Genomic DNA, 11,167 nt, shown 5'->3' on the forward strand with positions numbered 1-11,167 from the left:
GGCTCACCCCCACGTGAGCCGTGCCGCCGAGTGCACGCCCGGCTGGTACTTCGGCAGCCGGGCGGTGATCTTCATGCCCGCGCCCGGGGCGGTCTCGATGACCAGGCCGTGGTCGTCGCCGTAGACCTGGCGGAGCCGGTCGTCGACGTTGGACAGCCCGATGCCACCGGAGGGGCTGTCCTCGCCCGCGAGGATGCGGCGCAGCAGGTCGGGGTCCATGCCGGCGCCGTCGTCCTCGATGACGACCAGGGCCTCGGCGCCGGCGTCCTGTGCGGTGATCCGGATGTGGCAGGTACCGGTCTTGCCCTCCAGGCCGTGCTTGACGGCGTTCTCCACCAGCGGCTGCAGGCACAGGAACGGCAGGGCGATGGGCAGCACCTCGGGCGCGATCTGCAGGGTGACCGCGAGACGGTCGCCGAAGCGGGCCCGTACGAGCGCCAGGTAGTGCTCGATGGCGTGCAGTTCGTCGGCGAGCGTGGTGAAGTCGCCGTGCCTGCGGAACGAGTAGCGGGTGAAGTCGGCGAACTCCAGCAGCAGCTCGCGGGCCCGCTCGGGGTCGGTGCGGACGAACGAGGCGATCACCGCGAGCGAGTTGAAGACGAAGTGCGGGGAGATCTGCGCGCGCAGGGCCTTGATCTCGGCCTCGATGAGCCGGGTGCGGGAGCGGTCGAGGTCCGCGAGCTCCAGCTGCACGGAGACGAAGCGGGCGACCTCGGCCGCGGCGCGGACCAGGACGGCGGACTCGCGGGGCGCGCAGGCGACGAGGGCGCCGTGCACCCGGTCGTCGACGGTGAGCGGGGCGACGACGGCCCAGCGCACCGGGCAGTCCGGAAGCCGGCAGGTGAGCCGGAACGCCTCGCCGCGGCCGGTCTCCAGGGGGCCGGTGAGGCGCTCCATGATCTCGCCGCGGTGGTGTGCGCCGACGCCGTCCCAGGCGAGCACCCGGGTGTCGTCCGCGAGGCACAGGGCGTCGGTGCCGAGCAGGGAGCGCAGTCTGCGGGCCGACTTGCGGGCGGTCTCCTCGGTCAGCCCGGCCCGCAGCGGCGGCGCGGCGAGGGAGGCGGTGTGCAGGGTCTGGAAGGTGGCGTGCTCGACGGGGGTGCCGAGTCCGCCGAGGCTCTGCGGCCGGGCGGTGCGCCGGCCGAGCCAGTAGCCGGCGGCGAGCAGCGGCAGCGCGGCCGCGCACAGTCCGGCGAGGAACCCGCTCATGCCCGCACCTCCGCGTGCAGCTGCTCGGGCAGGTGGAAGCGGGCCAGGACGGCCGCGGTGCCGGCCGGTACCCGGCCCGGTGTGGCCAGGGACACCAGGATCATGGTGAGGAAGCCCAGCGGCACCGACCACAGGGCGGGCCAGGCGAGCAGCGCGTGCAGCGGTCCGGTGCCGGGGAATCCGGCCATGGTCACGGCGACGGCGACGAGCGCGCCGCCGCCGCCCGCCAGCATCCCGGCGGCCGCGCCGGGCGGGGTGAGCCGCCGCCACCAGATGCCGAGGACGAGCAGCGGGCAGAAGGAGGACGCGGACACCGCGAAGGCGAGCCCGACGGCGTCGGCGACCGGCAGCCCCCCGACCAGGACGCTCGCGGCGAGCGGCGGGGCCATGGAGAGCACCGTGCCGAGCCGGAAGTGCCGCACTCCGCGTGAGGGCAGCACGTCCTGGGTGAGCACCCCGGCCACCGCCATGGTCAGCCCGGAGGCGGTGGACAGGAACGCGGCGAAGGCGCCGCCCGCGACCAGCGCGCCCAGCAGGTCGCCGCCGAGGCCGCCGATCACCCGGTCGGGCAGCAGCAGCACCGCGGCGTCGGCGCTCCTGGTGAGGGTGAGCTCGGGGGCGTAGAGGCGGCCGAGCGCGCCGTACACCGGCGGCAGCAGGTAGAAGCCGCCGATCAGGCCGAGCACGGCCACGGTGGTGCGGCGGGCGGCGACGCCGTGCGGACTGGTGTAGAAGCGGACGACGACGTGCGGCAGGCCCATGGTGCCGAGGAAGGTGGCGAGGATCAGCCCGTAGGTGGCGTACAGGGGGCGTTCCTCGCGACCGGAGGCGAGTGAGGTGGACATGCCGCCGTTGTCGCCGCGGGTGGCCTCGGGTACGGGGGCGCCCTGCGCGAAGGTGAGCCGGGTGCCCTGGTCGACGCGGTGGGTGCCCGCGCTCAGACGCACCTGCTCCTCCTGGTGGACGCGGCCGTCGACGGTGCCGGTCACGGTGACGGTGAGCGGGCGCTCCAGCCGGAGGTCGAGGGTGTCGGCGACGCGGACGGTGCGCTGCTCGCGGAAGGCGGCCGGTTCGTCGAAGGCGCGGCGGGGCGCACCGTCGTGCTGCCAGGCGAGGACGAGGAAGAGGGCGGGGACGAGCAGCGCGGTCAGCTTCAGCCAGTACTGGAAGGCCTGGACGAAGGTGATGCTGCGCATCCCGCCCGCGGCGACCGTGGCCACCACGACGACGGCGACGATCACTCCGCCGAGCGCGTCGGGCGCGTCGGTGAGCACCGCCAGGGTGAGCCCGGCGCCCTGCAGCTGGGGCAGCAGGTACAGCCAGCCGACACCGACGACGAAGGCGCCCGCGAGCCGCCGCACGCCCTGGGAGGCGAGCCGGGCCTCGGCGAAGTCGGGCAGCGTGTAGGCGCCGGAGCGGCGCAGCGGGGCGGCGACGAACAGCAGCAGGACCAGATAGCCGGCCGTGTAGCCGACCGGGTACCACAGCATGTCCGGGCCCTGGACGAGCACCAGGCCGGCTATGCCGAGGAACGAGGCGGCGGAGAGGTACTCCCCGCTGATCGCGGCGGCGTTCAGGCGCGGTCCGACGGTGCGCGAGGCGACGTAGAAGTCGGAGGTGGTGCGGGAGATGCGCAGGCCGAACGCGCCGACGAGCACGGTGGCCACCACGACGAGGGCGACGGCGGGGACGGTGTAGGCGGAGTTCACGGCGTTCAGCGGTCCCCCACCAGGCGGACGAAGTCGCGTTCATTGCGCTCGGCGCGGCGCACGTACCAGCGGGCGAGCAGCACCAGCGGGACGTAGAGGCCGAAACCGAGCACCGCCCACTTCAGGCGCCGGGCGTCGGGGGCGGTGGCGAAGACCAGCGGCAGCGGGCCGACGAGCAGCACCAGCACCGCGAACACCGTGAGGCCGGCGCGCAACTGGCTGCGCATCAGGGAGCGGACGTAGGTGTGGCCGAGGGTGGTCTGCTCGTCGATCTCGGTGCGCGGGCGGTAGTGGCCCGGGGCCCGGCGGGTGCGGCGGGGCGGGCCGGTGACGACGACACGGCGTTCGGTGGGGTCCTGCGGCACGACGTACGCCCTCCCTAGCGCGCGGTCCGGCGCATCAGCAGCTCCCGCAGTTCACGCGCGTGCCGACGGCTGACCTGGAGTTCCTCGGTGCCGACCAGGACGCTCACCGAGCCGGCGTCCAGGCGGAGTTCGCCGATGTGGCGCAGGGCGACCAGGTGGCGGCGGTGGATGCGGACGAAGCCGCGGGCGCGCCAGCGCTCCTCCAGCGTGGACAGCGGGATGCGCACGAGGTGGCTGCCCTTGGCCGTGTGCAGCCGGGCGTAGTCTCCCTGCGCCTCGACGTGGGTGATGTCGTCGACGGCCACGAAGCGGGTGACGCCGCCGAGTTCGACGGGCAGGTGGTCGGGGTCGGGTTCGCTCACGGGGATCCGCGGGGCGGCGTCGCGCAGCTGGGCGGCGCGGCGGACGGCCTCGGCGAGGCGTTCCTTGCGGACGGGCTTGAGCACGTAGTCGACGGCCTTGAGGTCGAAGGCCTGGACGGCGAAGTCCTCGTGGGCGGTGACGAACACGATCAGCGGCGGCTCGGCGAACCCGGTGAGCAGCCGGGCCAGGTCGAGGCCGTCGAGGCCGGGCATCTGGATGTCGAGGAAGACGACGTCGATCGCGTCGGGCCCGTCCGGGCCGGACTGCAGCGCCCGGTTGATGCGGCGCAGCGCCTCGGTCGCGTCGCCGGCGCCTTCCACGCCGGCGATCCGGGGGTCGGCGTTGAGCAGGTACAGCAGTTCCTCGAGCGAGGGTCGTTCGTCGTCGACGGCCAGGGCACGCAGCATGAAGGTGGAGTGTAGGGGCGATCCGCGGGTCTGGACACGGGCCGGGGGTGGGCGTTCGCGCTGGATACAGTGCCGGCATGAGCAGCAGGCCGGCACCGTTCGACGCACTCGACCGGAAGATCCTCACCGCGCTGATGGCGAACGCCCGCAGCAGTTTCGCCGAGATCGGCGCGGCCATCGGCCTGTCCGCGACGGCCGTCAAGCGCCGTGTGGACCGGCTGCGCGAGACGGGCGTGATCACCGGGTTCACGGCCACGGTCAAACCGTCGGCGCTGGGCTGGCGTACGGAGGCGTACGTCGAGGTGTACTGCGAGGGCGCGGCCCCGCCGCGGCGGCTGGCCGAGGTGGTGCGCAACCATCCGGAGATCACGGCGGCGATGACGGTGACCGGCGGCGCGGACGCGCTGCTGCATGTGCGGGCGCGGGACGTGGAGCACTTCGAGGAGGTGCTGGAGCGGATCCGCACCGAGCCGTTCATCCGGAAGACGATCAGCGTGATGGTGCTCTCCCACCTGCTGCCGGACGCCCCGGAGGCGGGTGCCAGCCAGCCCGCCCCGCAGGACGCAGCAGACGTGCGCTGAGCGGCGGGAAGACGCAGCATTCCTGCTCGTGCGCGCAGTTTTTGTTTCTTGTCGCCCACCGTCACCGCTCCTTACCTTTGTGTCACCCCCAGTCGACACCCAGGAAGCGGAGGAACCCCTCTGTGCCCGAATCCCGTGTGCCGCGCCGGCGGCGCTTCCTCGTCTGCGAACCCAGACACTTCGCCGTGCAGTACGCGATCAACCCCTGGATGCGTCCGGACGTCCCCGTGGACGTCTCCCTGGCCCAGGCTCAGTGGCATGAGCTGATCGGCGTCTACCGCACCCACGGCCACACCGTCGACGCCGTGGAGCCCGTGCCCGGCCTGCCGGACATGGTCTTCGCCGCCAACGCGGCGGTCGTCGTGGGCGGCCGCGTCTTCGGCTCCCTGTTCAAGGCTCCCGAGCGCCGCCCGGAGTCCCTCCCCTACGACACCTGGTTCAAGTCGGCCGGCCACGACGTCTACCGTCCCGAGTCGGTGTGCGAGGGCGAGGGCGACTTCGTGCCGGCGGGCCGCTGGATCCTGGCCGGCACCGGTTTCCGCACCACCCGCGAGGCCCATCGCGAGGCGCAGGAGTACCTGGGCGTGCCGGTGATCGGCCTGACCCTGACGGACCCGTACTTCTACCACCTGGACACCGCGCTGTTCGTCCTCGACGACGAGGGCGAGGGGAACATCGCGTACTACCCGGAGGCGTTCTCGCCCGGCAGCCGCGAGGTGCTCGCCCGGCTGTACCCGGACGCGGTGCTCGCCACCCGCGAGGACGCGACGGCCTTCGGCCTGAACTCCGTCTGCGACGGCCGTCACGTCTTCATCTCGCCCGGGGCGACGGCGCTCGCCGAACAGCTCGCCGACCGCGGCTACGTCCCCGTCCCCGTCGACCTCTCCGAGTTCCACAAGGCCGGCGGCGGCATCAAGTGCTGCACCCAGGAGATCCGCTCATGACCGCACCCGCAAGGACCCGCACCTCCGACGAGCTGATCCGGGCCGAGGAGCCGGTGCTCGCGCACAACTACCACCCGCTGCCCGTGGTCGTCGCCCGCGCCGAGGGCGCCTGGGTGGAGGACGTCGAGGGCCGCCGCTACCTGGACATGCTGGCCGGCTACTCGGCCCTGAACTTCGGCCACCGCCACCCCGCGCTGATCGAGGCCGCGCACCACCAGCTCGACCGGCTGACGCTGACCTCGCGGGCCTTCCACAGCGACCGGCTCGCCGAGTTCGCCGAGCGGCTGACGGCCCTGACCGGGCAGGACATGGTGCTGCCGATGAACACCGGTGCCGAGGCGGTGGAGAGCGGCATCAAGGTGGCCCGCAAGTGGGCGTACGAGGTCAAGGGCGTCCCGGCCGACCGGGCGACGATCGTGGTCGCGGCGGACAACTTCCACGGCCGGACGACGACGATCGTCGGCTTCTCCACGGACGAGACGGCACGGTCGGGCTTCGGGCCGTTCGCTCCGGGCTTCCGGATCGTCCCGTACAACGATCTGGCGGCGCTCGAGGCGGCGCTCGACGAGACGACGGCCGCCGTGCTGATCGAGCCGGTCCAGGGCGAGGCCGGTGTGATCGTCCCGGACGACGGCTACCTCACCGGAGTGCGGGAACTGACCCGCCGCGCGGGCTGCCTGTTCCTGGCGGACGAGATCCAGTCGGGCCTCGGCCGCACCGGACGCACGCTCGCCGTCGACCACGAGGACGTGGTGCCGGACGTCGTGCTGCTGGGCAAGGCGCTGGGCGGCGGAATCGTGCCGGTGTCCGCGGTCGTCGGGCGCCGGGAGGTGCTCGGGGTGCTGCGGCCGGGTGAGCACGGGTCGACGTTCGGCGGCAATCCGCTGTCCGCCGCGGTCGGCACGGCGGTGGTCGGTCTGCTGGAGACCGGCGAGTTCCAGCGCCGGGCGGCGGAGCTGGGCGCGGTGCTGCGCGAGGGCCTGGCCGAGCTGGCCGGCCGGGGCGTGGTCGGCTTCCGCTCGCGCGGTCTGTGGGCGGGCGTGGACGTGGACCCGGCGATCGGCACCGGGCGGGAGATCGGTGAGCGTCTGATGCGGGAGGGCGTCCTGGTCAAGGACACCCACGGCTCCACGATCCGGCTGGCGCCGCCGCTGACCATCACGGAGGGCGAACTGCGCTCCGCACTGGCCTCCTTGGAGAAGGTGCTGGCCGCCTGACGGCCGGCACGACCGGGGGCGCCGACGCGGGCGCCCCCGGTGTTCCGGTGTCGTCGCGGCCCTACTGGTTGGGCTCCGCCGCGCTGATGTCGCCGAGGGCGGATCCCGGGTCACGCTCGATGGCCAGGTCGCCGAGGGAGACGATGCCCACGGCGTGACCGTGGTCGACGACCGGCACCCGGCGCACGGAGTGCTCCCGCATCAACTGCACCGCGCGGTCGAGGTCGTCGTCCGGGGTCACGGTGAAGAGGTCGCCGCTGCACACGGAGGCGACGGTCCGCTGCTCCGGGTCGCCACCCTCGGCCAGCGTACGGATCACCAGGTCGCGGTCGCTGACCAGGCCACGCAGTTCGTCGCCCTCGGTCACCAGGACGATGCCGATGTCCTCGTCGCGCATCTTCCGGGCCACCGCCGTCACCGGGGTCCGCGGTTCCACCGTCACCGGATTGCTGGTCATGATGTCGCGTACGTGCTGAGCCATGACGCCTCCCTTCGTCAGGTCCTGTGGTCCGCGCGGTGCCGTTCACCGCGCGGCCCTCGCCGGGTACCCGAGGGAAGCGGCGGCGCACCTGGCGACCGGCGCCGCGGTCCGGTCCGCGCGTGCCCTCCGCCCGGGCCCCGGGAGACGCCCGTCCCCTCGCCTGTCCGGTGACGAGCGGGGTACCCGCCGGGTGACGGCACTCTTTGAGGAGATGACTTCCATGCTGCTCATCGGCCTGCTCCTCCTCGCGGCGACCGCTGCCTTCACCGGCCTGCTCATCGCCGGCAACCTGTCCGGCGGCCCCGAGCACACGGTGTCGGTGCTCGGCAACGGCATCGCCAGGATGAACACGCTCGAGGCCTTCAGTGCCGGTCTCGCCCTCGCCCTGATCTTCTGTCTGGGCGCGGTCCTCCTGGCCGGTGCCGCGGCACGCCACCGGCACACGCACCGGGTCGCGCGCGGCTACGGCGGCCGGCCGGGCACCGGACCGCTGAACGAGCCCATGGGCCGGGACGACCGCCCCTGACCGGTACGACCGCACCACACGCGACCGGCGTCAGCGGTACGCGTGCACGACCGCGTGTCCCCTGCCACGGCCGATCATCCACCGGTTGACGGGGACGGTGACCGCGAAGGCGAGCGTGGGGGAGACGGGGGCCGTGGCCGCGTTGCGCGGACCGGCCGCGGCGCCGACGGCCACGCCGAGCACCTCACCGGTGGCACACCCGGTGAGGCGGTGCGGTGTGGCCTGCGTGGCCATGCGCCAGGAGACGCCCGGCGAGGGGGCGCGGTGCTCGTGTCCGGGTGCCCGCGGGCGTCAGTCCTCGCGGTGCCCGCGTCGCAGCAGGTGGCGGACGACCAGAGCGACGGCCAGGAGGCCGAGCGCGAGGAGCACGTAGACCTCGTAGCGGCGGATCTCGTCGTAGACCGTGCTGATGTGCGTGCCCGCGAAGTAGGCCAGGGTCACCCACAGACCCACCCACAGCGCGGCGCCGAGCGCGTTGAAGGCGAGGAAGCGGAGCCAGTGCATGCCCGTGGTGCCGGCGATGATGCCGTTGGCCTGGCGCAGGCCCTCGATGAAGCGGGCCACCGTGACGATCTTGCCGCCGTGCCGGGAGAAGAACCGCTCGGCCGCCTCGAACCGCTTCGGCGTCAGGAAGACGTACCGCCCCCAGCGGTGGACGAACGCCCGCCCGCCGAACCGGCCGACGAGGTAGCCGATGTTGTCCCCGACGATCGCCGCGGCGAACGCGATCAGGGCCACGACCACCACGTTGAGTTCGCCGGCCCCGGCATACACCCCGGCCGCGATCAGGATCGTCTCGCCCGGGGCGGGAATCCCGAAGTCCTCCACCAGGACCACACCGCCGACGGCCCAGTAGCCGTAGTGGCTCAGCAGCGGTGCCAGGTGCGCCAGCGGACCCGGAAGCGGAGGGGCCATGCCCACCACCGTACGTCGCCGGGCGGGCGGCCCCCGGCAGGCGCGGCACCGTGCCACCGCCGTACGGCCGGAAGCGGTTCCCCGCCGCGGTGCGCGCACTTGCACCGGCACCCCCGCGGCATCCACCCTGACCTGCGAGAACGACGGGCGTGTTGGTGTGCATTCGCAGGCCGGCCCAGTACTGCTTCACCGGCGGACGCAATCAGGGACATCGGGGCGCGCATGGTGAGAGTGGTTTTCCGGACCCTCCAGGGTTGATCACCGACGTTGACGTGCTCGGCGGCCGTCTCCAGGGTGCCGTCGCACCATGCCCGACCTACTGGAACGCGGGTCGAGACGGAGTGCGGCGGCACCTGTGGGACCTCTCCGGAACTCTGGGCCGGAGGTGGCGGCGCCGGCCGACCGGAGCCACGCGAAGACCACGTCGACAGCGGCGCTGCCGTGCACACCCGCGCAAGGCAGGAAATGCGCGTACTTCCGGGGTGCCCCGGGATCCGAGTGGCCGAGCCGCCGGGCCGGGGACACCCCGGACTCACCGGCTTCCCGCTGCTCGGAAGCACAGGGGTGACGCAAGGCGTGGTAGCCGTGCTCTCGCGACGGCTCCCACCCGCGGGCGCCGTCCGAAGCGCTCTCCTGCAGCGCGGCGATCGCACCGGCCTCGGCCGGAGTCGGCTGCCAGACATCGGAGTCGAAGGCATCCGGACTCTCGACGCGCTGGTCCACGACCTGGCCAACGCGTTCTTCGCGGTGCCGGTCACCGGGGTGGAGCAGGCCGCGCGCGAGGCGGACCTCGGCATGATGGTGTGCTTCGGCGCCCCGGACCCCGCGAAGGCGGCACGCCGTCCGGCACTGCTCACCTCGTATCAGGTCGGCAGCGTCATATTGACCTCCGGTGAAGGGGTCGGCCGTACCGTGACCGTCTTCCGCCGCAACGTCGTGCCACTCGTGGTGGCCGGCCAGCCCTCAGCCCGCCGCCTGTTCGGTCGGCATCACCGATGTCGCCGGGTCCATGCCGCGTTGGGCACCTGGATGGCGATCGCCTCGTAGCCCTGCTCGGCCAGGTCGGTGCGGAGCGCGTCCCCGGTCTCGGCGAGCGCCTCGGGATGGACCACGGCGACCCTTTGAACAGGGCTTTGGCGCGAAGCGCCTCCCTTGAGGGTGGTGGTGGGCGACGGGTGGGCCTCTCGCCGATCAATCCGCCGAGTTCGCCGAGGAGTTGGCGGCCGACCAGTACGTCGTAGGGTTCGCTGCCCGCGGTGCCGCCGACGTGGACCCGCGTCACTGCCTCGCTCATGCTTCCTTCCACTCCACTGCGTCCAGAACGGCTCGGGTGACCTCTTCGGGCGTACGGCCGTCGGTGGCCACCACGGCCGTGGCGACCTCCTCGTACAGGTGCCGGCGGGCCTCCATCAGCTCGCGCCACTGCCTGCGCGGGTTGACCGCGAGCAGCGGCCGGGCCGCGTTGAGGCCGGTGCGCCTGACGGCCTCCTCGACGTCCATCGACAGGTAGACCACCCGCAGTCCGGCGAGCAGCGCGCGGGTGTCCGCATCCAGGATGGCGCCGCCGCCGAGGGCCAGCACCCCGTCGTGTTCGGCCAGCGCCCGGCGCACCGCGTCCTTCTCGACCGCGCGGAAGACGTCCTCGCCCTCGTCGACGAAGATCTCGGCGACGCTGCGGCCCTGTGCGGCCACGATGTCGTCGTCGGTGTCCCGGTAGGCGGCGCCGAGGCGGTCGGCCAGCATCCGCCCGACGGTCGACTTGCCCACGCCCATCGGCCCGACCAGGACCACGACCGGTGCGGCGCTCACCGGATCGCCAGGTTGTCGAGGTAGCCCCGCACGTTGCGGCGGGTCTCGGCCACGCTGTCGCCGCCGAACTTCTCCGCGACGGCGTCGGCCAGGACGAGGGCCACCATGGCCTCGGCGACGATGCCGGCGGCCGGCACCGCGCACACGTCGGAGCGCTGGTGGTGGGCCTGCGCCGCCTCGCCGGTGGCCACGTCCACGGTCCTCAGCGCCCGCGGCACGGTCGCGATCGGCTTCATCGCCGCCCGCACGCGCAGCAGCTCGCCCGTGCTCAGCCCGCCCTCGGTGCCGCCGGAGCGGCCGGTGGCACGCCTGATGCCCTCGTCGGTGGTGACGATCTCGTCGTGGGCCCGGGAGCCGGGCACCCGGGCCAGCTCGAAGCCGTCGCCGACCTCGACGCCCTTGATCGCCTGGATGCCCATGAGCGCGGCGGCGAGCCGGGCGTCCAGCCGGCGGTCCCAGTGCACGTGCGAGCCCAGGCCCACCGGCACGCCGTACGCCAGCACCTCCACCACGCCGCCGAGCGTGTCGCCGTCCTTGTGGGCCTGGTCGATCTGGGCGACCATCGCCTCGGAGGCGTCCGCGTCCAGGCAGCGCACCGGGTCCGCGTCCAGCCTCTCCACGTCCGCCGGGACCGGGTACAC

14 protein-coding genes and 1 pseudogene are annotated in these 11,167 nt (G+C 73.3%); 5 read left to right on the plus strand and 10 right to left on the minus strand.

Annotated elements, in window-relative coordinates; translation table 11 throughout:
- Positions 1–3 precede the first annotated feature (3 nt).
- The 4 genes from RH94_RS01865 to RH94_RS01880 are packed head-to-tail and all read right to left on the minus strand — an operon-like array spanning position 4 to position 4,053.
- Positions 4–1,209: a sensor histidine kinase gene (locus RH94_RS01865; protein ID WP_073945932.1), complete on the minus strand. Its 1,206-nt coding sequence runs from the start codon at positions 1,207–1,209 to the stop codon at positions 4–6.
- The gene (locus tag RH94_RS01870) at positions 1,206–2,918 is read right to left on the minus strand and encodes a sodium/solute symporter (RefSeq protein ID WP_073945933.1); all 1,713 of its coding nucleotides are present in this window, start codon (positions 2,916–2,918) and stop codon (positions 1,206–1,208) included. Before RH94_RS01870 ends, RH94_RS01865 begins: the two co-directional genes overlap by 4 nt.
- A gap of 5 nt (positions 2,919–2,923) precedes the next feature.
- Positions 2,924–3,283: a hypothetical protein gene (locus RH94_RS01875; protein ID WP_073945934.1), complete on the minus strand. Its 360-nt coding sequence runs from the start codon at positions 3,281–3,283 to the stop codon at positions 2,924–2,926.
- 14 nt (positions 3,284–3,297) lie between these two features.
- Positions 3,298–4,053, minus strand: coding sequence for a LytR/AlgR family response regulator transcription factor (locus tag RH94_RS01880; protein WP_073945935.1), 756 nt, complete (start codon positions 4,051–4,053; stop codon positions 3,298–3,300).
- A gap of 77 nt (positions 4,054–4,130) precedes the next feature.
- Between RH94_RS01880 and RH94_RS01885 the strand changes: the two genes are divergently transcribed.
- The 3 genes from RH94_RS01885 (at position 4,131) to rocD (ending at position 6,795) form a co-directional block, all read left to right on the plus strand.
- Positions 4,131–4,634, plus strand: a complete 504-nt coding sequence (locus RH94_RS01885) for an Lrp/AsnC family transcriptional regulator (protein WP_073945936.1) — start codon at positions 4,131–4,133, stop codon at positions 4,632–4,634.
- Between the two features lie 122 nt (positions 4,635–4,756).
- Entirely contained in the window at positions 4,757–5,578 is an 822-nt protein-coding gene (gene ddaH, locus RH94_RS01890; protein WP_073945937.1) for a dimethylargininase, read from the plus strand.
- Positions 5,575–6,795, plus strand: a complete 1,221-nt coding sequence (rocD, locus tag RH94_RS01895) for an ornithine--oxo-acid transaminase (RefSeq protein ID WP_073945938.1) — start codon at positions 5,575–5,577, stop codon at positions 6,793–6,795. Before ddaH ends, rocD begins: the two co-directional genes overlap by 4 nt.
- Positions 6,796–6,856: 61 nt before the next feature.
- Here rocD and RH94_RS01900 read toward each other — a convergent pair whose 3' ends face one another.
- Entirely contained in the window at positions 6,857–7,276 is a 420-nt protein-coding gene (locus RH94_RS01900) for a CBS domain-containing protein (protein WP_073945939.1), read from the minus strand.
- A 211-nt stretch (positions 7,277–7,487) separates the two neighbouring features.
- Here RH94_RS01900 and RH94_RS01905 point away from each other — a divergent pair, with 211 nt between their 5' ends.
- Complete coding sequence (locus RH94_RS01905) at positions 7,488–7,802, plus strand: hypothetical protein (protein WP_324614217.1); 315 nt, start codon at positions 7,488–7,490, stop codon at positions 7,800–7,802.
- 30 nt (positions 7,803–7,832) lie between these two features.
- On the opposite strand, the gene RH94_RS01910 is transcribed toward RH94_RS01905, so the two are convergent.
- A complete protein-coding gene (locus RH94_RS01910; protein ID WP_073945941.1) occupies positions 7,833–8,036 on the minus strand; it encodes a hypothetical protein in 204 nt (67 codons plus the stop codon).
- A gap of 57 nt (positions 8,037–8,093) precedes the next feature.
- Positions 8,094–8,717 carry a DedA family protein gene (locus tag RH94_RS01915; protein ID WP_073945942.1) on the minus strand — a complete coding sequence of 208 codons (624 nt, stop codon included), beginning with the start codon at positions 8,715–8,717 and terminating at the stop codon, positions 8,094–8,096.
- Positions 8,718–9,302: 585 nt separating this feature from the next.
- Here RH94_RS01915 and RH94_RS01920 point away from each other — a divergent pair.
- On the plus strand, positions 9,303–9,764 hold the full coding sequence (locus RH94_RS01920; protein WP_143203937.1) for a type 1 periplasmic-binding domain-containing protein: 462 nt from the start codon (positions 9,303–9,305) through the stop codon (positions 9,762–9,764).
- On the opposite strand, the pseudogene RH94_RS39315 reads toward RH94_RS01920, so the two are convergent.
- From RH94_RS39315 to aroC, 3 genes and pseudogenes are all read right to left on the minus strand, one after another.
- A pseudogene (locus RH94_RS39315) lies at positions 9,731–10,011 on the minus strand (hypothetical protein); the annotation flags it as partial. The gene RH94_RS01920 and the pseudogene RH94_RS39315 overlap by 34 nt on opposite strands.
- Entirely contained in the window at positions 10,008–10,490 is a 483-nt protein-coding gene (locus tag RH94_RS39320; RefSeq protein WP_107428585.1) for a shikimate kinase, read from the minus strand. The gene RH94_RS39320 and the pseudogene RH94_RS39315, both read right to left, overlap by 4 nt.
- A 32-nt stretch (positions 10,491–10,522) precedes the next feature.
- A partial coding sequence (aroC, locus tag RH94_RS01935; RefSeq protein WP_073945724.1) for a chorismate synthase occupies positions 10,523–11,167 on the minus strand: 645 nt, incomplete at its 5' end.

It is taken from the genome of Streptomyces kebangsaanensis (assembly GCF_001906585.1).
GTDB lineage: Bacteria > Actinomycetota > Actinomycetes > Streptomycetales > Streptomycetaceae > Streptomyces > Streptomyces kebangsaanensis.